At 30.1% G+C, this 19,497-nt stretch carries 24 protein-coding genes and 1 tRNA gene; 12 read left to right on the forward strand and 13 right to left on the reverse strand.

Going from position 1 to position 19,497, the window contains the following annotated elements; all coding sequences use genetic code 11:
• Positions 1–19 precede the first annotated feature (19 nt).
• Positions 20–604, reverse strand: coding sequence for a DNA-3-methyladenine glycosylase (locus tag JJ844_04880; protein MBO6975013.1), 585 nt, complete (start codon positions 602–604; stop codon positions 20–22).
• 171 nt (positions 605–775) lie between these two features.
• Here JJ844_04880 and gatC point away from each other — a divergent pair, with 171 nt between their 5' ends.
• Positions 776–1,069 carry an Asp-tRNA(Asn)/Glu-tRNA(Gln) amidotransferase subunit GatC gene (gene gatC / locus JJ844_04885; GenBank protein MBO6975014.1) on the forward strand — a complete coding sequence of 98 codons (294 nt, stop codon included), beginning with the start codon at positions 776–778 and terminating at the stop codon, positions 1,067–1,069.
• Position 1,070: 1 nt separating this feature from the next.
• Here the strand turns inward: gatC and JJ844_04890 are convergent, their stop codons facing one another.
• On the reverse strand, positions 1,071–1,934 hold the full coding sequence (locus JJ844_04890; GenBank protein MBO6975015.1) for a fatty acid desaturase: 864 nt from the start codon (positions 1,932–1,934) through the stop codon (positions 1,071–1,073).
• A 323-nt stretch (positions 1,935–2,257) separates the two neighbouring features.
• Here JJ844_04890 and JJ844_04895 point away from each other — a divergent pair.
• The 3 genes from JJ844_04895 to ileS all read left to right on the forward strand — a co-directional run bounded on the left by JJ844_04895 (position 2,258) and on the right by ileS (position 5,883).
• Positions 2,258–2,339: transfer RNA gene (locus JJ844_04895), tRNA-Leu, on the forward strand.
• Between the two features lie 72 nt (positions 2,340–2,411).
• Complete coding sequence (locus tag JJ844_04900) at positions 2,412–2,858, forward strand: hypothetical protein (protein ID MBO6975016.1); 447 nt, start codon at positions 2,412–2,414, stop codon at positions 2,856–2,858.
• 118 nt (positions 2,859–2,976) lie between these two features.
• Entirely contained in the window at positions 2,977–5,883 is a 2,907-nt protein-coding gene (ileS, locus tag JJ844_04905; GenBank protein MBO6975017.1) for an isoleucine--tRNA ligase, read from the forward strand.
• Here ileS and JJ844_04910 read toward each other — a convergent pair.
• On the reverse strand, positions 5,880–6,215 hold the full coding sequence (locus JJ844_04910) for a hypothetical protein (GenBank protein MBO6975018.1): 336 nt from the start codon (positions 6,213–6,215) through the stop codon (positions 5,880–5,882). The genes ileS and JJ844_04910 overlap by 4 nt on opposite strands.
• Positions 6,175–6,798, reverse strand: a complete 624-nt coding sequence (locus JJ844_04915; protein MBO6975019.1) for a DUF3177 family protein — start codon at positions 6,796–6,798, stop codon at positions 6,175–6,177. The genes JJ844_04910 and JJ844_04915 overlap by 41 nt, the downstream gene beginning before the upstream one ends.
• 120 nt (positions 6,799–6,918) lie before the next feature.
• Here JJ844_04915 and trmB point away from each other — a divergent pair, with 120 nt between their 5' ends.
• Positions 6,919–7,548, forward strand: coding sequence for a tRNA (guanosine(46)-N7)-methyltransferase TrmB (gene trmB / locus JJ844_04920; protein ID MBO6975020.1), 630 nt, complete (start codon positions 6,919–6,921; stop codon positions 7,546–7,548).
• Between the two features lie 7 nt (positions 7,549–7,555).
• On the opposite strand, the gene glmM is transcribed toward trmB, so the two are convergent.
• On the reverse strand, positions 7,556–8,908 hold the full coding sequence (gene glmM / locus JJ844_04925) for a phosphoglucosamine mutase (GenBank protein MBO6975021.1): 1,353 nt from the start codon (positions 8,906–8,908) through the stop codon (positions 7,556–7,558).
• Between the two features lie 135 nt (positions 8,909–9,043).
• Here glmM and JJ844_04930 point away from each other — a divergent pair, with 135 nt between their 5' ends.
• Complete coding sequence (locus JJ844_04930; protein ID MBO6975022.1) at positions 9,044–9,589, forward strand: thioredoxin fold domain-containing protein; 546 nt, start codon at positions 9,044–9,046, stop codon at positions 9,587–9,589.
• A gap of 3 nt (positions 9,590–9,592) precedes the next feature.
• Here the strand turns inward: JJ844_04930 and JJ844_04935 are convergent, their stop codons facing one another.
• Genes JJ844_04935 through JJ844_04945 form a run of 3 tightly spaced genes read right to left on the reverse strand, consistent with a single transcriptional unit; the run spans position 9,593 to position 11,406 of the window.
• A complete protein-coding gene (locus tag JJ844_04935) occupies positions 9,593–10,225 on the reverse strand; it encodes an FAD-dependent thymidylate synthase (GenBank protein ID MBO6975023.1) in 633 nt (210 codons plus the stop codon).
• A gap of 1 nt (position 10,226) precedes the next feature.
• Positions 10,227–10,820: a dCTP deaminase gene (locus tag JJ844_04940; GenBank protein ID MBO6975024.1), complete on the reverse strand. Its 594-nt coding sequence runs from the start codon at positions 10,818–10,820 to the stop codon at positions 10,227–10,229.
• A gap of 4 nt (positions 10,821–10,824) precedes the next feature.
• A complete protein-coding gene (locus JJ844_04945; GenBank protein ID MBO6975025.1) occupies positions 10,825–11,406 on the reverse strand; it encodes a cob(I)yrinic acid a,c-diamide adenosyltransferase in 582 nt (193 codons plus the stop codon).
• A 202-nt stretch (positions 11,407–11,608) separates the two neighbouring features.
• Here JJ844_04945 and ntcA point away from each other — a divergent pair, with 202 nt between their 5' ends.
• The 3 genes from ntcA to JJ844_04960 are packed head-to-tail and all read left to right on the forward strand — an operon-like array spanning position 11,609 to position 13,786.
• Positions 11,609–12,343 carry a global nitrogen regulator NtcA gene (ntcA, locus tag JJ844_04950; GenBank protein MBO6975026.1) on the forward strand — a complete coding sequence of 245 codons (735 nt, stop codon included), beginning with the start codon at positions 11,609–11,611 and terminating at the stop codon, positions 12,341–12,343.
• A 39-nt stretch (positions 12,344–12,382) separates the two neighbouring features.
• Complete coding sequence (locus JJ844_04955) at positions 12,383–13,342, forward strand: DUF3084 domain-containing protein (GenBank protein MBO6975027.1); 960 nt, start codon at positions 12,383–12,385, stop codon at positions 13,340–13,342.
• A gap of 6 nt (positions 13,343–13,348) precedes the next feature.
• Complete coding sequence (locus JJ844_04960) at positions 13,349–13,786, forward strand: hypothetical protein (GenBank protein ID MBO6975028.1); 438 nt, start codon at positions 13,349–13,351, stop codon at positions 13,784–13,786.
• On the opposite strand, the gene JJ844_04965 is transcribed toward JJ844_04960, so the two are convergent.
• The 3 genes from JJ844_04965 to psbH form a co-directional block, all read right to left on the reverse strand.
• Positions 13,767–14,024, reverse strand: a complete 258-nt coding sequence (locus JJ844_04965) for a DUF3146 family protein (protein MBO6975029.1) — start codon at positions 14,022–14,024, stop codon at positions 13,767–13,769. The genes JJ844_04960 and JJ844_04965 overlap by 20 nt on opposite strands.
• Positions 14,025–14,027: 3 nt before the next feature.
• Positions 14,028–14,630 carry an aminoacyl-tRNA hydrolase gene (locus JJ844_04970; protein MBO6975030.1) on the reverse strand — a complete coding sequence of 201 codons (603 nt, stop codon included), beginning with the start codon at positions 14,628–14,630 and terminating at the stop codon, positions 14,028–14,030.
• 130 nt (positions 14,631–14,760) lie between these two features.
• Positions 14,761–14,961, reverse strand: a complete 201-nt coding sequence (gene psbH / locus JJ844_04975) for a photosystem II reaction center protein PsbH (GenBank protein MBO6975031.1) — start codon at positions 14,959–14,961, stop codon at positions 14,761–14,763.
• 80 nt (positions 14,962–15,041) lie between these two features.
• Between psbH and psbN the strand changes: the two genes are divergently transcribed.
• The 3 genes from psbN to JJ844_04990 all read left to right on the forward strand — a co-directional run bounded on the left by psbN (position 15,042) and on the right by JJ844_04990 (position 17,458).
• Complete coding sequence (gene psbN, locus JJ844_04980) at positions 15,042–15,194, forward strand: photosystem II reaction center protein PsbN (protein MBO6975032.1); 153 nt, start codon at positions 15,042–15,044, stop codon at positions 15,192–15,194.
• Between the two features lie 107 nt (positions 15,195–15,301).
• Complete coding sequence (locus JJ844_04985; protein ID MBO6975033.1) at positions 15,302–15,430, forward strand: photosystem II reaction center protein I; 129 nt, start codon at positions 15,302–15,304, stop codon at positions 15,428–15,430.
• A gap of 18 nt (positions 15,431–15,448) precedes the next feature.
• On the forward strand, positions 15,449–17,458 hold the full coding sequence (locus JJ844_04990) for a DUF3769 domain-containing protein (GenBank protein ID MBO6975034.1): 2,010 nt from the start codon (positions 15,449–15,451) through the stop codon (positions 17,456–17,458).
• On the opposite strand, the gene leuD is transcribed toward JJ844_04990, so the two are convergent.
• Both leuD and leuC read right to left on the reverse strand, forming a co-directional pair.
• Positions 17,459–18,082, reverse strand: coding sequence for a 3-isopropylmalate dehydratase small subunit (gene leuD, locus JJ844_04995; protein MBO6975035.1), 624 nt, complete (start codon positions 18,080–18,082; stop codon positions 17,459–17,461).
• Complete coding sequence (gene leuC, locus JJ844_05000; protein ID MBO6975036.1) at positions 18,082–19,488, reverse strand: 3-isopropylmalate dehydratase large subunit; 1,407 nt, start codon at positions 19,486–19,488, stop codon at positions 18,082–18,084. The genes leuD and leuC overlap by 1 nt, the downstream gene beginning before the upstream one ends.
• Positions 19,489–19,497 lie beyond the last annotated feature (9 nt).

Here is a 19,497-nt window from a genome sequence, read left to right on the forward strand (position 1 = left end):
CGCTTAAAAAGATAAATGATTATTGAAATTTAGGTGTTCTGTCACCTTTTAATCTTTTACTTACACTCCCACTATTTTTAAGATACCAACGCCATTTTATATTTTTTGCCTTTGATATGCCAATTCTTGTAGTTTGAATAAGATCTTTTTCTTCTAGATTCCAGTCTCTTGGAGAAATCCATAAAGATTTGTTATTGAGGACTTCAAGTGAGTTAAATGAAATGTCTATACTGAACGCCTTAGTAACTAGGCCAGGTCCAGAAGCTAACCTTTCGTTCTTTTTAGAGATAAAAACTGATCTTATTAATACGCCACTCGCAAAATTTTCCTTATCTGTAACTATGTTTAAACAATGATGAATCCCATAAGATTTATAAATATAAAATGTCCCTGGTTTGCCAAATAATGATTTATTTGATTCAGTCATTTTGCGGTAGCCATGACAGGCCTCTTCTTCCTGTGAATAAGCTTCAGTTTCAACAATAACCCCTTTAACTTGATCTAAATTATTATTTTTTTTTATGAGGTAACAGCCTATCAAATCTGGTGCAACAAGTTTAGAGTGCCGATAAAAAAAATTTTTTGGAAATAAGTGTTTTTGTATTTTTCAAAATTAATCTAATATTACTTTTAGCTGAGAAAGATAATTTACGCCATTAATTTATATATTTACTTTCAATGAGATTTAAAAATTATTTTTTAATTATTCAAATTTAAAGAATTTATAGATAAGTGTTCTAAATAAACTATTATCTATTAAGAGGACATTAAAGTCATGACAAAAATAACTAAAGAGGAAGTGAAAAAAGTTGCGCATTTAGCAAGATTGGAACTGAACGAGGATGAAATTAATAATCACGCGGAACAACTAGAAAAGATATTGGAATATATAAAACAACTTCAAAAAATTGATACCAATGATGTGCCATGCACAACAAGAGCAATTGAGGTTACTAATGTTTTTAGAAAGGATGAAAGGAAAAATTCTGATTGCAAAGAAGAGCTTTTAGAATTGGGTCCATCTAGAGAAGATAAATACTATAAAGTGCCAAAAATTATGAGCGAATGATTTAGTTGCTTCCTATAAATGTTTTGTTGACAATCTTTAGTAAAAATTTTTTTATTTTATAGCCTGGATATAAATTTATGATTTTTCTTACCTTCCCCCTTTTTTTGCTATGGCTTCTTACACCTATTAGTAAATCATAAATAAAGTTAAAAATATCATCTTTACTTTCAAATATGCCAACTCTTTGAGGTGAGCCTTTCATATCGAGTAATGGCTTTGTTTTTTCATAGGCTACTTTGTATTCAAACCAGGGAATCGAAGGCCAAAGATGATGAATGAGATGGTAATTTTGACCCATTATTAATAGATTCATAAATTTGCTTGGATAAACTCGGGAATTTATCCATTTGTTTCTTGATCGAAAAGGTCTGTGTGGCAAATAATCAAAAAATATTCCTAAAGTAACACCTACCATTAATGCTGGTCCGAACCATAAATTATAAATTAGATTCATAAAGTCAAATTTTATGCCAGCTAAAATTATTGTAATGAAGATAGATCTTTCAATTCCCCATTGAAGTAATTCATATTTTCGCCAAAGTTTTCTTTGAAAGAAAAAAACTTCATGATAAAAAAATCTTGGAGCTATTAGCCAAATTGGACCAAAAGTACTAACGATGTGATCAGGATCATTTTTAGGATGATTTACATGAATATGGTGTTGTAGATGTACTCTTGTAAAAACTGGAAAACTAAATCCCAAAAGAATTGCTGATCCATGACCCATGGCTTGATTTATCCAAGGAACTGGGTGAGCAGCTTTGTGACAAGCATCATGAATCACAGTGCCTTCAATATGTAAAGCTAAAAAAGCTGTTGCTACAAGTAAAGGTAGAGGCCAAACACCCCTATACCATTGCCATATGCTAAGAAAAGCGAGGAAATATCCGCCAAAAAAAAGACCTAATGTTGGATTCCAGAAACTTGGCGGATCTACATAATTTTTTATCTCCTTTTGCCAATTAAAAGTTCTTGAAGAATTAGTAATTTTTGATGTATTTTTTTTGGTAAGGTTTGAAATCGTTTCTTATATTCTTTAACCAATATAACTAATATTTCTATATGATTGCATGCTTAGATCGGAAATTTTTTAAGGATATATTAAATTTAATTTTTATGTGTCAAATTAATCATCTTAAGTTAAAAATATTTTTAAAATAAACCTCTTTCAATTATTATTTTAATTAAGCGGTCGTGGCGGAATTGGTAGACGCGCGAGTTTTAGGTACTCGTATCTTCGGGTGTGGGAGTTCAAGTCTCCCCGACCGCACTTAAGGAAATTCTGATACTAAGTTTGTTTAACAACATCTACTTCTTATAATTAGATTAAATTCAGATTTTAATGAATAATTTATTAGTTTATTTGGGCTCTTTTTATATTATTACTGGGATTATATTTTTATTAGTACCTTTAATTTATCTTGAGTTAGGTAGAACAAAAGACCTATTAAAAGCTTTCTTGAATTTATTGATAGGTTTGATATTGATTCTCAAAAATAAAACTCTAGATGAATCTTTTGTTTTAATTTTCCTTTTTTTTACCGTACTAGCGGCTATTTATCTAGCAGAGATTTTTTCATTTAGATGGAATCAATTGACTGAGAAAGAAAAAAATAAATTAACTACCTTTCTGGAATTAAAAAATAATCTTTCAAAATTATTAGAGGCTTTTAATCTTGGCGTTAAGAATTTTACAAAATCTTTAAATTTTTTTAATTTTGATAATAATCAAAATATGAGCTCAAAAAAGTGGGTAAGAAATGCTAAAAATGATAATATAAAGACTTAAAAACAAATCATTTCGTTATTTAAAACATCCTAAAAAACTACAGTTCAATTAAAGAAGAATATAATAAATTAGATTTATTTAAACAATTCTTTGATCACCAATATACTTATATCGTCGTATGAAATCTCAAAATAACAAAGAACAAAAATCAGACTTTTCTTACAAAGAGACTTTAAATTTACTTAAAACTGATTTTTCAATGCGTGCTAATTCAGCTTTAAGAGAGCCTGAGATTCAGAAATTTTGGGCGGAAAATAATATTGATTTCGAATTAGGTTCAAAAAACACAGGAAAAACATTTACATTACATGATGGCCCACCTTATGCAAATGGAGCACTTCACATGGGTCATGCTCTTAACAAAGTTTTAAAAGATATTATAAATAAGTACAAAACATTGAAAGGTTATAAAGTTCACTATGTTCCAGGCTGGGACTGCCATGGTTTGCCTATTGAATTAAAAGTACTTCAGAATTTGAAGTCAGATGAAAGAAAGAATCTTAACACCTTAAATCTAAGAAAAAAGGCAACAGAATATGCATATATTCAAATTAATAATCAAATGGAGGGTTTCAAAAGGTGGGGCATATGGGGAAATTGGGATAACCCTTACTTAACTCTTAAGAAAAGTTATGAATCTGCTCAGATTGGAGTATTTGGGAAGATGTTTTTAAATGGATATATATATCGGGGTCTTAAACCTGTGCACTGGAGTCCAAGTTCGAGGACAGCATTAGCTGAAGCAGAACTAGAATATCCTGAAGAACATTATTCGAAAAGTATTTATGTTTCATTAAAAATTATAAAAGTATCTGATGAAATCCTTTTACAAATTTGTCAACAAAATCCCAATATCAAAAAGGATTTTTTTCTAAATAATTCTTTTATAACCATTTGGACTACTACCCCATGGACCATACCCGCAAATGAAGCAGTTGCAGTAAATCCAAAAATAAATTATGTCTTTGCTTGTGATGAAGAAAAAAGAATATACCTTTTTGCAAAAGAATTATTATCTGAAATTAGTAAGAAATTTAATAAAGATTTCAATATACTTTCGGAGGTTAAAGGCTTTAAATTAGAAAATATTGAATACCAACATCCTACTAAGAAAAAAAATTGCAGAATTGTAATGGGGGGAGATTATATTACTACAGAAGCTGGGACTGGAGTTGTGCATACCGCTCCTGGCCATGGTTTAGATGACTTTAATGTTGGACAAAAATACGATCTACCTACAACCTGTGTTGTTGATGAAAAAGGAAATTTAAATGAATATTCAGGACAATTCAAAGGTTCTAATGTTCTTAAAAACGCAAATGACTTAATTATTGAATATTTAAATCAAAAAAAATCTCTTCTATTAATAGAAAATTATAAGCATAGATATCCTTATGATTGGAGAACCAAAAAACCTACTATTTTTAGAGCAACAGAACAATGGTTTGCATCTGTAGAAGGTTTTAGATCTTCCGCATTAAAGGCAATAGAAGATGTTGAATGGATGCCAGCAACAGGCAAGAAAAGAATTTATTCTATGGTGGTTGGTAGAGGAGATTGGTGTATTTCTAGACAAAGATCGTGGGGGGTACCTATTCCAGTTTTTTATAAAAAAAATGGTAAAGAAATTCTCCTTAACAGCGAGATAATTAATCATATTCAAAAACTTTTTAGTGAACACGGAGCAGATATTTGGTGGGACTGGGAAGTTAAGAGCTTATTACCAGAAAAATATGTAAAAGAATCTGCTCTATGGGAAAAAGGTCAAGATACAATGGACGTTTGGTTCGATTCTGGATCTAGTTGGGCCGCAGTATGTGAACAAAGAAGTGAGTTGAAGTATCCGGCTGATCTTTATTTAGAAGGTTCAGATCAACATAGAGGTTGGTTCCAATCTTCTTTGCTTACATCTGTAGCTGTTAATAACAAACCACCATATAAAAAAGTTTTAACCCATGGTTTTGCACTTGATGAAAATGGGAGAAAAATGAGTAAATCTTTAGGTAACGTTGTTGATCCAAATATCATTATTGATGGAGGTAATAATAAAAAAACTGAACCTGCTTATGGTGCTGATGTTCTAAGGCTATGGGTAAGCTCGGTAGATTATTCAGTAGATGTTCCAATTGGTTCAAATATACTGAAACAGCTATCAGACGTTTATAGAAAAGTTCGTAATACAGCAAGATATCTTTTGGGGAATATCCATGATTATGATCCTAATATTGAAAGTTTTGAAATTAATCAATTGCCGTTATTAGATCAATGGATGTTAGGCAGATTATTTGAGGTTACAGAACAAATATCAAATGCTTATGAAAATTATGAATTTTCAAAATTTTTTCAAATTTTACAAAGTTTTTGTGTTGTAGATTTATCAAATTTCTATTTGGATATTGCAAAGGATAGGTTATACGTTAGTTCTAAATCTCAATTTAGGAGAAGATCATGTCAGTTTGTCATGTCTCAAGTTGTTGAAAATTTAGCTGTTCTTATTTCCCCAGTTCTTTGTCATATGGCTGAAGATATTTGGCAAAATATTCCATATCAAATTAAAGAAAAATCAGTTTTTGAGAGGGGATGGCCAACTTTTTCGCATTCATGGAAAAATGAAAATCTTAATGCGCACATTACAAATTTGCGAAATTTGAGAGTTGAAATTAATAAAGCTATAGAAGGATGCAGAAACAAACAAATAGTTGGCGCGGCTTTGGAAACAGAAGTGCATTATTTGCCTGAGGATAAAGTGGTAAAAGATTCCCTCACTTGGCTAAAAAAATTTGGTAATGAAGATGTAGATTTATTTAGAGATTGGCTTATCGTTTCAAAGTTTGAAGTTGTATCAAATTTGGTCGAGAATTCTCTAATTACTGATAAAAATGAATTCGGAAAAATTCAAATTCTTAAAGCAAAAGGTAAGAAATGTGATAGATGTTGGCATTATGAAAAAGAAACTTTTAATGGTATTCAAAATACAAATTTATGTCAGAGATGTTCGAGCATTATTAATCTTGAATTTAATTAAAACCAGTTTTTTTGATTTAAGAAGAAAAACGAGTCTTGATTTTCTCTGATAAAGTTATCTTCGCTTTCTATTAAGGGTGACTCATAAAGTTTAAAATTAGTAAGTGTATAATCAAATTCTATAACTTTTTTTTCTAAATCCATTTCAATTGGATGAGTAGTAGAGCTACTGAAACCTCTAAAAATAATTATTTCTAATTCTTCTTTGTGATTTTTTTTAATAATATAACCCTCTAGTTTAAGGATCCTGTTAGGTATCCCAGAGCTTATTCTTTCAAGACGATTAATTAGATCAATTTCTTCCATTTTCGGAGAAACAGGAGTTTCTTCCATTTTTAGGTAATTTAATTATTGACCATTGAATCAAGCCTAAAATATAAATTAATAATGAAAATAATCCTAAAAATTTTGCTAAGGGTTGAGTAAAGTTGGCCCCAAAGAAAAAATTAAATAGATTTTTGATGATCATCAAGAAATTTGAAGAAGGCTGAAGCCAAATTTCACACGCAGCTGAATTAATAAAAGAAAAGCATTTTAAGTTGTGTAAACTTTGAATTAAGAAATTGAGAGATATAAAAGTTAGAGACCATCTCCATACTTTTGTTGTTGTCACAAGGGTGTAGGACAAATCATATTCTTTTAACTCGTCATTAATATCGTTCCAAAACCAAACTGAGATTGTGATTAATAATGTTGAAATGTTTGTAACAACCAGCGCATAATTGTACTTACCTACAAGAAGTAAAAGGCTTATAAAAAATAAAAGGGATATTTTCCAATATATAGAAAGAAGCTTATTAACAGCTTTATGTCCTTTTTTTATTGACCAAAATGATAATGTAATAGGAATACCAATAAGGAAAATGAATGAAAGTTGAAAAGATAGCCAAACAGAAAGTTGATTAAGGACGTTCAAAACTTTTTCTTTTTAATACATAATTATTAAACATCAAACTGTCACTACTTAACTTATTATTGTCATAGTTATGAATATTACGCATTTTTGTATATTGCCTAGATTTAGCTTGATAAATTCATGAGACAGCATGTTAATCCTCTGAGTAAAAATTTTGATGAAATTGAGAGAATCCCCTCTTTGATTGAAATTTTTGATGATTCTAAATTAAATCTTCATTTAGATATAGGTTGTGCTTCTGGTGAATTTTTGTTCGATCTAGCTTTAGACAATTCTAATTGGAATTATTTAGGAATTGAGATCCGTGAGAAATTGGTTAAAACTGCTAAATGTAAAGCGAGAGAGAGAAATATTAAGAATTTACATTTTGTATTTGGAAATGCTTTTAATATATTGAATGATTTTCAAAGTAAAAATATTATCAATAAAATAAAAAGCATTTCCTTTAATTTTCCTGATCCATGGTTCAAGAAAAGACATTATAAAAGGCGTGTAATTCAGCCAGAGTTTATTGATATTCTTTCAAATTCAATGCAAACAGGGTCACTTATTTTTATTAAAACTGATGTAAAGGATTTATTCGAATATATGAATTCAACCATATCAAGTAATTTTAATTTTAGAAAAATAGATAAGGAGGAATTTAATTATTCAGAAAGTTATAATCCCAATCAAGTTCAAACTAATAGAGAAAAATATGTTTTTCTTAATGAACTTGATATTTTTGAGAATATTTATATGAAAATTTGAATAAAAATTAATTTTGAATTTTATCAATTGCCAAACTGAGTTTGTTCGTTATCTCACTTGATAAAAAATGAACTATCTTCTCATTTTTAGCTTCTACTAGGACTCGCATTAGGGGTTCAGTGCCGCTAGGTCTTATATAAATTCTACAATTATCAGAGTAGGTTGCCTGCAAATTTTCTATGGTTTGATCAATTAAACGTTTTGTTTTTGGGTTAATTTTTTGAATATTAAAATCTAAATTAATATTAGTTAGTTTCTGGGGAAAAGGCTCGAAACTACTTTTAAGCCAATCATGTAAGGTAATATTTTTCTTTTTACAGTACTTACAAATTTGAAGAGCAGTCAAAATTCCATCTCCAGAAAAATTATTTATTTTTGAAAGTATATGACCTGATTGTTCACCTCCTAAAACAGCGCCTTTTTCCTTAATTGCTTTATGCACGAATTTATCTCCTACATCAGTTCTATATAAATTTCCGCCAATCTTCTTCCAAGCCTTTTCAAGGCCTAAATTTGCCATTTGAGTGGATATTAGTAAATTCTTTGTAAGAATTTTTTGTTCCATAAGTTCTCTTCCCCAAAGAAAAAGGATATGATCTCCATCTAATACATTGCCTTTAGAATCTACCCCAATTACTCTATCGGCATCCCCATCAAAGCTAAATCCCATATCTGCAGGAGTTTCTCTTAATGCTTCTTTTAATGGTTTGAGGTTCGTAGAACCACAATTCATATTAATTTTTAAGCCATCTTTAGAGTTATTGATAACTCTTACGTCAGCCCCAATACTCTGAAAAATTTTTTTTGCGCAAATCGTAGCTGATCCATGGCATGTATCTAATATTATTTTCATACCGCTTAGATTTTCTCCACCCATAGTTTCAATAAGGCTTTGCATATAAATATCCATTAGCTCTGTATTTGTTTTTAAACAGATTTCTTTTTTATCAACTGATATATTTTGATTTGACTTTGCAATAAATGTTTGAATTTTATTTTCAAAACTTTTAGTAATTTTTTGACCATAATGGTCAAAAATTTTTATGCCATTATATTCGGGCGGATTATGACTGGCAGATATCATTAACCCACTTCCGAGTTTTTCTTGTTTGATTAAAAAAGGTATGGCTGGGGTAGGGCAGATTCCAAGATTTATAAAATTTTTACCACTTTCATTTATACCTTTTGTTAATCCTTGAAGCAAAATATCTCCACTAACCCTGGTATCTCTTCCAATTAATATTGGATTATTATTATCTAAATTCGAGCCTAGAGCATATCCAACTTTATAGGCTAGAGAATAAGTTATATCTTCATTAAATTTTCCTCTTATTCCATCAGTTCCAAAGATTGATTGCATAATTAGATTTCAGGAATTAAAAAATTTTTCATATTAATCAGTTATTATTTTATCAGTTAGTTAAAAGGTAAAACATTTAAATTCTCTATATTTGTTTAACTCATTTAAAATAAATAAACTTAATAAGTATTCATAATGGAATCTGAGGTTGGGGATTCACTTTTAAATAAACAAACAAAGGCGATACTTTTTTCCCTTGTTGCGATTGTTTTTTTCTTTTTGATTGTATTCAGGGGCCTATTTTTTCAATCTACTTACCTTCTTAAGAGTTTTGGAGAATTATCAGTTGATCCTGAAATAGCTTTTAAAAATAATAGGCCTACGTTTATTGAATTTTATGCCGAGTGGTGCGAAGTTTGTAAAGAAATGGCTCCACAAGTATCTGCTTTAAAAAAGGAATACGACAAAGATATTAATTTTGTTTTTTTAAATGTAGATAACAAAAAATGGGAAAACTATATCCGAAAATATGATGTAAATGGGATTCCTCAAGTTAATCTTTTTGATAGAAAAGGTAATTTAAAATCTACTTTTATTGGTAAACAAGAAGAATTAAAAATAAAACAATCCATTGATCTTTTAGGAAAAAATCAGGAATCTCAAAAGGAAATTGTTAATCTTGAATTTTCAGCAATCAAAGAAAATAAAAATATAGAAATTAACCCTCGGAGTCATAGCTAATTTTTACCAATCAAGAGATTTTGCCACAATTGGAAAACTTTCTTTGAAAATAGATTTGCAATTTTGGGCAATAGACTTGTGTTCTTTTTGTGTACCATGAGCTGATCTTAGATGTATGTAATGTATCCAAGATCTGCATGATCCAGACATGTAAATTCTCGTTGGAGTTGCTAATGGCAAAACAAATCTCGCACATTCTTTAGCTATTCCTTCAGCAAGTAGATCTTCATATAATTCTGAAGCTGCTTTGAAATGTGAAGCAATTTTTTCATTAAATCTTTTTTTTAAATCATCAGGAAGGTCAGGAATAGAATTTTGTCTATTTTTAAAATCTTGTCTTCTTAACTCTGGTAAAGGAATATTCCCTAGTTGAGAACTATCGGCATACCTCTGTGAGAATTCCTGAAAAGTAAATGATCTATGTCTTAAAATTTGAGCCGCAATTCCTCTGTTAGTTTCAATTTGTAGAGTCATAAATGACTGCTCAAAGACACTCCAATGCTCATTTTTAATACAGTAGCTCAATAATTTTGAATAATCTTCATTTTTTTGATTATTAGGATTGCTAACTCTTGCAATGTAAGCCATTGTTTTTTCTGCATCAGGAGTTAGTGAAATTAGTTCAACTTTACTCATTCTAGATCTTTGCTAAAGTTACTTTCTCTGGTTGGTTTTGGTATTTACCTTTTCTATCTTCATAAGTTGTTGAGCAAGGATCACCTTCAAAAAAGAGTAGTTGGCAGATACCTTCGTTAGCATAAATCCTGCAATCAGCGCCTGAACTATTACTAAACTCTAAAGTTAGGTGCCCTTCCCATCCGGCCTCGGCAGGTGTTGTATTAACTATAATTCCCAGTCTTGCGTATGTACTTTTACCTATGCAAATTACAGTTATGTTTTCTGGTACCTTCATTTTTTCTAAAGCTACACCTAAACCATAAGAGTGGGCAGGAAGAATAAAAAAATCTCCATCATCATCATGATGAAGGACAGTTTTTTCAAGATTATTGGGATTAAATTTTTTGGGATTCATAACCGTGCCAGGAATATGTCTAAAAATTAGAAATTCTTTTGAAGAAAGTCTTAAATCATAGCCATAAGAGGAACATCCGTAACTCAAAACTGGTTTTTGTTGATTATTAGGCTCCAGGTGTCTTACCAAATTAGATTGGAAAGGATTTATCATTCCTTCTGCTGCTTTTTGATTTATCCAGAGATCATTTTTTAGCATTGTTTTAAGAGCGTAGTTCTGTAATTTGGTTAGCCATTAATATTAGATCGTTAGGCATACTTGTTCCTGTTAGGATTACATCTCCTGATATAAATCGGTTTTCAAGTGTTGAAATCAAATCATCCTTATCGATAATCTTCATTTCAATAGCAAGAGAAATTTCATCAAGGATGATTTGATCATTTTCACCAGAAAGTAACTCTTTTTTGCAAAAATTCCATAATTCGAAAATTGATTCATGAATAGATTTTTTTAAATTTTTATTATTTTCAATTTCTTCAGAATTATATTGATCAAAGGAATGTGATGATCTTACCCAAGTTAAATTTCCACAAAGCTTTACTGAATTAGCAATCCCTTGGTTTTCTCCTCCTTTCATAAACTGTACTAAAAGTACTTTCCTACCAAAAGCAGCATTTCTTAGCGAGTCACTGATGATAGAGGAATAACTTCCTCTATGTGGAGACTGATAGATTTGTATTTGCCCGTTTTGTGTAAATCGTTTTACGTTTTTTTTGTTAACGTTACTTATTTCTAAAACATCAAGATTTCTTTTGGAATAATTGTTAGATGAGCTGATTACCATTATTTTAGATTTCTTTTCTACATGCAGTATAATTTGAATTCCATCACGCTGCATATAGTGTAATTTTACTTAAAAAAGACCATTGAAGCTTGAAAATAACGGAAAGAAGTAAATAGAGAAATTAAAAAAAATCGAAAAGTGTTACAGTTGATACAAGATATTTTAAGGTGCCTTCTTAAATTTTTTAATAGTTAATATATTTATGGTACCTCCTTCTCGCGGAATCAGCCGTTTTAGTTCGCAACAGTCTGGACAAGGTAAAATTAACTCTGTTGGAGAACGTTTCCCAATTAATAGAACTTTAATGGAAGTAATTAAAGGTCTAGAGGGCGCGAGCACAGAAATGGTTGAGAGATCTAAAACAATATTTTTTCCTGGCGATCCTGCTGAGAGAGTTTACTTAATAAGAAGAGGAGCAGTAAGGCTGTCAAGAGTTTATGAGTCAGGTGAAGAGATAACTGTTGCGCTTCTAAGAGAGAACAGCCTTTTTGGCGTTTTATCTCTTCTAACAGGCCATAGATCTGATCGTTTCTATCATGCCATTGCTTTTACAAGAGTTGAAATGATAACGGCACCTGCTAATTCTGTTTTAAGAGCAATAGAGGAAGATGCATCAGTTGGATTATTATTATTACAGGGCCTTTCAAGTAGGATTCTGCAAACGGAAACAATGATAGAAACTCTTACTCATAGAGATATGTCTTCACGTTTGGTAAGTTTTTTGATGGTTCTTTGTAGAGATTTTGGAGTTGCAAGTGAAAAAGGCATTACAATCGATTTGAGACTTTCACATCAAGCTATTGCTGAAGCAATTGGCTCAACAAGAGTAACTATTACAAGATTATTAGGCGATTTAAAGGATTCGGGACTCCTCACTATTGAAAGAAAAAAAATTACGGTATTTGACCCAATAGCTCTTGCAAAAAGATTTAATTGATTCATCATTGATTATGATGTAATCAATATATGAAAAAGCGTGGCTTGGGTTTTAATTGTTTTTTTGATATTACTCGGAGGATTAATTGCACCATTTGGGGATCTACTTGGTACAAAGATTGGTAAAGCAAGATTTAGTATCTTAAAATTAAGACCCAAGAAAACAGCAACAATTGTAACGATACTTACTGGAGGTTTTATTAGTTCTATATCTATAGGATTACTACTTTTGGTTAGTGAAGAATTTAGGCAAAGACTTTTTGTCGATATTCCTTTTTTACAACAAACTTTAGATGAAAGTAAAAAAGCTCTGATTCCTCTCAAAGAAGAAAGAAAAAAGCTTGAAAATAAGATTATTAATAAAGAAAAGGAATTAAATAAATTAAAAAGTGATATTAAAGAATTTAGAAGTGGCAATGTAGTTTTTAAAAGAGGCCAAACTTTATTTATTGCCAAGGTAGAATCTAATCCAGATATAAAATTAGATCTAGGAAAGATTTACAATAGCGCAGATAGATATGTAAGAAAAATTGTAATCCCTAGTAAAACTGAAATAAAAAATATCCTTTTGTGGAGAACAAGTGATATCTCTGAAATTGAAGAAGTCACCTCAAAAGGAGAGGATTGGATCATATTGATTAAATCAGCAACGAATGTTTTGAAAGGAGATAATTTTGTCTTTGTGTACCCAAAATTACTCCTAAATAAAATTATTGTAAGAAAAGGAGAAGTTCTTACTAGCGAAATTATTGAGAAAAAAGATCTTGATTATAAAAATATAAATTTAACAATTAAAACTTTATTGAGAAAAACAAGAGACAAAATTAAATTAAGAGGATCTATTGTTAACGAAATTACTACTAGAGGAGACTTTATTAAAAAAATTAAAGATTCTTTAAAGATTAATCAAGGCAATAAATATAAATTAGAGGTAGTTTCTTTAAAAGATAGTAAGACTGCTGACTCAATTATAGTCGAGTTGAATGTTTTAAAATTATGATCTTGTATGTTTAAATTATTATCAATAGATCCTGGGAAATTTAAATGTGGTTTAGTTTTAGCCGATAAAAGTGAAAAAAAAGTTTATAAAGCCGTAGTTCTTAAAAGTGAATTACTTGAAGATTATGTAAGGAATTTAAATACCTTTGAAGACATATCAAAAATTATCATTGGTAATGGCACAACCAGCAGACAGATTAAACAAAAACTGGGTTTTTTGGAAAAAGAAATAATATATTTTGAAGAAAAAAATACTTCTTATAGAGCCAAAGCAAGATATTTCGAACTTTTTCCAATTAGCGGTTTTAGGTTCTTAATTCCTAGGGAGGTATTTATTCTTAATAAAAATCTTGATGCATTGTCAGCTTTGATAATTTTAGAAGATTATTGTGAAATGAAGTTTAGTTTTGATCAAAATATAGATTTTAAAACTTGGCTGAAATAGTAAATTTATATTCGTTACCCGCTTCTAGTTCATAATCTTTTTTTAATAAAAATCTTAATAAAGCATCCTCAATTAATGCTCTTCCTAAAGGGGGGTTTACTAACAATGTGCCTTTATTAAAAAACCATGTAAAAGTCCATTTAAATTGACTAGCTTCAACAACTCCCTTGATTTGCTTTTTTGTGAAGCAATATTCCTTAACACTTAAATTTGCTATTGTTTCTGGTTTCGCCCGCATTTGTTAAATTTGGTTTTTATCAAAAGAATTTAATTCACTGATAATATATTCTTCCTTTTTAGTATTTATTTGTTCGAGGGACTCTATAACCTTCTTATATACTTTATCCAATATTGATTTTTCTTCTAAAGAAATATTGCCTAATACATGAGAAATTGTATTGAAACTATTTGTTCCTTTTATTAATGGAGGAGACCCAATACCAATTCTTATCCTGTTAAAGTTTTGAGTTTGCAATTGTTCAATGATACTTTTAAGACCATTATGTCCACCTGAGCTCCCTTTTTTTCTAAATCTTATTTTTCCAAGAGGAAGATCTTTATCATCGACTATTATATAGATCTGATTCAAATTTATTTTGTACCAATCAACTATTGCTCGGACAGCGTCACCACTATTATTCATGAAAGTATTTGGTAAAAATAACCTATAAGTTGAATCATTGATTTTAAATTCAGAGAAATAACTCTTAAGTTTATCCTTGAATAAAAAATGTGAACTATATTTTTCAGAAAGATTTTCAAGTAGTAAGAAACCAATATTATGTCTACTTTTGGAGTATTTTTTCCCCGGATTTCCCAACCCAATTAAATATATTTCATTCATGATGTATTTCTAAATCTCTTTTCATTGAGAATTATAGATAAACAAAAAATATAAGCTAAAAAGAAAGCATGAAAAGTTATTAAATAATATAGAAATAACTTAGTTAACTCTTTGAGATAATTTCAAAACTTTAGTTTCCATTCCAATCGACTGAGAATCCTTGTAGTAGAAGGGATTGGTTATAAATCTGTAAAAGAATGACTAAGAAGACCAAAAGTAATAGACCTATGACTGTCATAACAGGTACTGCTCCCCACCCGGGTACAACTTTACCTTGGCCTGAATTGCCAATAGCTTTTAAAAGACTTCCTAATGCTGTTTTTTGACCCATGTTGAAATCACAAAATCGAATATTATTTCGCTATTGTATAAGAACTTATACATAAATTGTTTACAAACTTATCAAAATTGATGCAAACTTTATCATCTGCTCCAGATCCTGCAGTTTCCATAGCAGTAACAATCCTGGCAATACTCTTAGCTTTAACTGGTTTTGGTCTTTGGACTGCATTTGGACCTAAAGCTGCAAAACTTACAGACCCATGGGATGATCACGATGATTAATTTCTCTTGAAGTATTTCAAAATTTTCCAAAAATACAAAAAGTAAACCTTTTACCATAAATTAAATATAAATTTAATAGGATATAAATCAGTCAGCACTCGAAATCTATGCTTGCCTTAAAAATTTCCGTTTACACTATCGTCTTTTTCTTTGTTGGAATCTTTCTTTTTGGATTTTTAGCAAGTGATCCTACTAGAACACCAAATAGAAAAGATTTAGAAAGTCCACAAGATTAATCAACTTATTAATTTAAATTGAATTCAGGAATATCAAAAAAATTTTTATTTTTTTCTTTCTTGTTTATCAATTTCATAGATCAATCAAAAGCTTCTTACTTTCATCAAATCAAAAATAACGAAAGATATAAATCTTCTCACATTTATTCTTCAAAAATACTTAATAACAAAAATTCATACAATTATTTAAAAAGTACCGATCATAATAATTTTGATTCTACTCTTTATGAAGAAAAATTTTTAAAGGAAAAATCAAAATCATTTATAGCAGACTTAAATAATAAGAAAGAAGAGTTAATTATTCAATCTGATAAACAATCTGACCAAAATAATGTTATTAATGCAAAAGGGAATGTATCTGTTTCATACAAAGGTAAACTTTTAAAAGCAGATAATTTAATTTACGATAAGTCAAATAAAAATATTACTGCTGAAGGAAATATAACTTTGATTTTTGGTGAGCAAATATTTAAGATGTCTAAATTAGAGTACAATCTTAAAAATGGGAAAGGGTATTTATCAGATGTAAACGGCTCCATAAATTCTGAAGTATTCCTAACTGACATTTCAGGAAATTTTGATAATTCAGATATTCAAAAGATTCATAACTTACTAAAATTAAAAAAAAAGGAGGTTTTGAATACTCCTGATAAGGTTCATAATTGGATTTTTTCTACAGAAAGAATCAGTATTGATGGAAATAAATGGAAAAGTAATAAAGCAATATTTTCTAATGATATCCTTGAATTTAAACAAGTAAAAATAGAGATTAATTCTTTGGAAGCTTATGCTTCAAGAGATCAACTAAGATTTAGATCTTCTTTAAATTATCTAGTTTTAGATAAAAATGTCTCAATCCCATTTTGGCTTGGTAATAGAGCCCTAACTAACTCTGAACAAGAAATTGATTCAAAAAGTAGTTGGACAATTGGTTATGACAAATTAGATAAAGATGGATTGTTTATTGGAAGAAAACTTAGTTCTATAAATTTAGATGATAATTTTATTATTGATTTAGAACCACAATTTTTATTTCAACGTTCAGTAAATGGAAATACAAAAAGTTTTGTAGGTAAAGGTGATTTAATAACTGGAGAAAAAGTAAAAAGAGATGTCGAATTTGCTGATTATTTTGGGTTTGAATCTCAAATAGGAGGGAAAGTTAATAATTGGAATTTGGAAATCAAAAATCAAATAAATACCTTTGATTTTAATAAATTCTCTGATGCAATTAGATTTAAATCTATTTTGAACAGAGAAATTAATCTCTTTAATGCTAAATGGGACAAAAGTTTTTACGGAGTTTATAGAGATCGAGTATGGAATGGTTCATTAGGGGAAGCTGAAATTTATACAGGATATGGTTCAAAATTAGAAAAAAAGCATACTTGGGAAGTGAATGGAATTACCAATACTGAAGTTTTATCTCTTGGTCTAGCATATTTAAAAGGAGAGGCGTTAAATAGCAAAAACTTGGTTGATAGTTTCAAAGGGAATTTGTTCTACTCCCTAGGTCAAAAAATTCCATTAAGCGTTGATAAATCTAGAAATAAAATTATTGATAGTTCCTATAAATATGTATATGAGCCAATTAAACAAGGACTAAGTTTCAATACAAGACTGACAGTATTATATTCTTTTTATGATGATGGAAAACATCAAGAATATTTTGGTTACGGTTTAGGTCCTGAACTGATTTTAGGCAATTTCAAATCTAAAGTCTTTGACTATACACGAATAAGTATTTTCCCTTTTTATAAATTGAATAACGGAGATAGTATTTTTAAATTTGATCAAATTGCTGACAAATTTACTATAGATATTGGTTTTGATCAACAACTCTTTGGACCAATTCTTCTTAAAAGTAGTGGAACATTAAACTTAGATAATGGTTCTGAAGATTATGGAGAATTTATAGATTCTACAATATCGGTAAATTGGAAAAAAAGATCTTTTGAATTTGGTATTTTTTATAAGCCACTTAATCAAGCAGGAGGTATTTCTTTTAGTCTCTATGGATTTAAATAGCTATAAAAAATTAGTATTAAATTTTATATAGGGTAATTGGTTAAATTTATTTTCTATTAAATTTTTATTATCAAGTAGTGTTGAAGTAGCATCCCATTCTCCTGATAAAAACATTTTTCTTGAGCTCTCTTTGATCTCAAGATTGAAATTTAAGTCTTTTGATTTTGCTAATGAATTTTTAAGATCAATTTCTAAAAGTAAAGATTGATTATTGCAATAGTTTTGTATTTCTTCTATGGATTTTTTAGGTAGCGTAAAACATGGAATTCCTATCGCAATACAGTTACTGTAAAAAATGTCGGCGAAACTCTCGCCTAGGATTGCTTTTATACCCCATCTCATAAGCGCTTGGGGGGCATGTTCTCTGCTGGAACCACATCCAAAATTGCTATTAACAACTAGTATTGAGGCATTTTTGTATTCCTCTAGATCAAAAGGATGATTTCCTTTAAAAGTTTTTCTATCGTCCTCAAAAACAGATTCACCCAATGAATCAAAGTTAACACACTTCAAAAAACGCGCTGGAATTATTCGATCTGTATCAATGTCATTTCCAATCAATGAGATACATTGCCCGTTAATATTTGAAATTTTTCCAATTGGCGGGGTGAAGTCTGATTTCATCAGTTTATAAATTCTCTAACGTCACTGACTTTGCCATTAATTGCAGCAGCAGCAACCATTGCTGGACTCATTAGCAGTGTTCTTCCACTGGGAGATCCTTGCCGACCCTTGAAATTTCTATTACTAGAACTAGCACTAACTTGATTACCTATTAGCTTATCTGAATTCATTGCTAAACACATTGAGCAGCCAGGCTCTCTCCATTGAAATCCAGAATCCTTAAATATCTGATCAAGACCTTCTTGTTTTGCTTTAGTGGCTACTTTTTCTGAACCTGGAACTGCAAATGCTTTGACATTCTTGGATACTTTTTTGCCTTTTAATACTTTAGCTGCAACTCTTAAGTCACTGATTCTTCCATTTGTGCAACTACCTATAAAACAAACGTCTACAGGAGTATCTTTTATTAATTGTCCAGGCTTGAAACTCATATATTCATAAGCCTCTTCTGCAACTAATTTATCATTTGGGGATAATTCATCTAAAAGAGGGATTTTTTGATTAATGCTTATACTTTGGCCGGGAGTAATCCCCCAGGTTACAGTTGGTTCTACCTTAGAAGCATCTAATTTAATTACGTCATCATAAATTGAATTTTCATCGCTTTTTAATGATTCCCACCATCTAAGCGCTCTATCCCAATGCTCATTTTTTGGAGCATATAATTTATTTTTAATGTAACTAAAGGTCTTTTCATCAGGGTTGATGTAGCCGCATCTTGCTCCTCCTTCAATAGACATATTACATATCGTCATCCTTTCTTCCATTGATAATTCATATATCGCAGGTCCTGCGAATTCATATGCAAAACCTACTCCTGCCTTTACACCGAGTTTATTAATTATATGAAGGACTAAATCCTTAGCATAAACACCCTTAGATAATTTATTGTCACACCAAATCTGCCTCACTTTCAATTTGTTCATGGCTAAGGTTTGGGTGGCAAGAACATCTCTTACTTGACTTGTACCTATACCAAAAGCAATTGACCCAAAAGCTCCATGAGTTGAAGTATGAGAATCTCCGCAAGCGATTGTCATTCCTGGCTGAGTTAGGCCTAATTCAGGTGCTACTACATGAACTATTCCTTGATTACCACTACCAATATTAAAAAATCTTATTTGATGTTCTAAGCAATTCTTCTCAAGTGTTTCAATCATCTGTTCAGCGAGATTATCTTTGAAAGGCCTGCTCTGATTATCTGTTGGTACAATATGATCAACAGTAGCAACAGTTCTATCAGGGAATTTTACTTTTAATTTTTTGTCCTTTAAAGCACCAAATGCTTGAGGACTCGTCACTTCATGGATAAGGTGAAGACCAATAAATAATTGATCAGATCCTCCAGGAAGACTCGAAACCTTATGTAAATCCCAAACTTTATCAAATAGGGTATCTTGACTCAATTTGTAAAA

Source organism: Prochlorococcus marinus CUG1435 (assembly GCA_017644375.1).
Lineage (GTDB): Bacteria > Cyanobacteriota > Cyanobacteriia > PCC-6307 > Cyanobiaceae > Prochlorococcus_A > Prochlorococcus_A marinus_AH.

What these genes read in the sequence shown, in the direction of transcription:
- gatC (MBO6975014.1), top strand. Translation starts at nt 776, where the DNA reads ATGACAAAAATAACTAAAGAGGAAGTGAAAAAAGTTGCGCATTTAGCA.
- JJ844_04900 (MBO6975016.1), top strand. Translation starts at nt 2,412, where the DNA reads ATGAATAATTTATTAGTTTATTTGGGCTCTTTTTATATTATTACTGGG.
- ileS (MBO6975017.1), top strand. Translation starts at nt 2,977, where the DNA reads ATGAAATCTCAAAATAACAAAGAACAAAAATCAGACTTTTCTTACAAA.
- JJ844_04910 (MBO6975018.1), bottom strand. Translation starts at nt 6,215, where the DNA reads ATGGAAGAAACTCCTGTTTCTCCGAAAATGGAAGAAATTGATCTAATT.
- trmB (MBO6975020.1), top strand. Translation starts at nt 6,919, where the DNA reads ATGAGACAGCATGTTAATCCTCTGAGTAAAAATTTTGATGAAATTGAG.
- glmM (MBO6975021.1), bottom strand. Translation starts at nt 8,908, where the DNA reads ATGCAATCAATCTTTGGAACTGATGGAATAAGAGGAAAATTTAATGAA.
- JJ844_04930 (MBO6975022.1), top strand. Translation starts at nt 9,044, where the DNA reads ATGGAATCTGAGGTTGGGGATTCACTTTTAAATAAACAAACAAAGGCG.
- JJ844_04935 (MBO6975023.1), bottom strand. Translation starts at nt 10,225, where the DNA reads ATGAGTAAAGTTGAACTAATTTCACTAACTCCTGATGCAGAAAAAACA.
- JJ844_04940 (MBO6975024.1), bottom strand. Translation starts at nt 10,820, where the DNA reads ATGCTAAAAAATGATCTCTGGATAAATCAAAAAGCAGCAGAAGGAATG.
- JJ844_04945 (MBO6975025.1), bottom strand. Translation starts at nt 11,406, where the DNA reads ATGGTAATCAGCTCATCTAACAATTATTCCAAAAGAAATCTTGATGTT.
- ntcA (MBO6975026.1), top strand. Translation starts at nt 11,609, where the DNA reads ATGGTACCTCCTTCTCGCGGAATCAGCCGTTTTAGTTCGCAACAGTCT.
- JJ844_04960 (MBO6975028.1), top strand. Translation starts at nt 13,349, where the DNA reads ATGTTTAAATTATTATCAATAGATCCTGGGAAATTTAAATGTGGTTTA.
- JJ844_04965 (MBO6975029.1), bottom strand. Translation starts at nt 14,024, where the DNA reads ATGCGGGCGAAACCAGAAACAATAGCAAATTTAAGTGTTAAGGAATAT.
- JJ844_04970 (MBO6975030.1), bottom strand. Translation starts at nt 14,630, where the DNA reads ATGAATGAAATATATTTAATTGGGTTGGGAAATCCGGGGAAAAAATAC.
- psbH (MBO6975031.1), bottom strand. Translation starts at nt 14,961, where the DNA reads ATGGGTCAAAAAACAGCATTAGGAAGTCTTTTAAAAGCTATTGGCAAT.
- psbN (MBO6975032.1), top strand. Translation starts at nt 15,042, where the DNA reads ATGCAAACTTTATCATCTGCTCCAGATCCTGCAGTTTCCATAGCAGTA.
- JJ844_04985 (MBO6975033.1), top strand. Translation starts at nt 15,302, where the DNA reads ATGCTTGCCTTAAAAATTTCCGTTTACACTATCGTCTTTTTCTTTGTT.
- leuD (MBO6975035.1), bottom strand. Translation starts at nt 18,082, where the DNA reads ATGAAATCAGACTTCACCCCGCCAATTGGAAAAATTTCAAATATTAAC.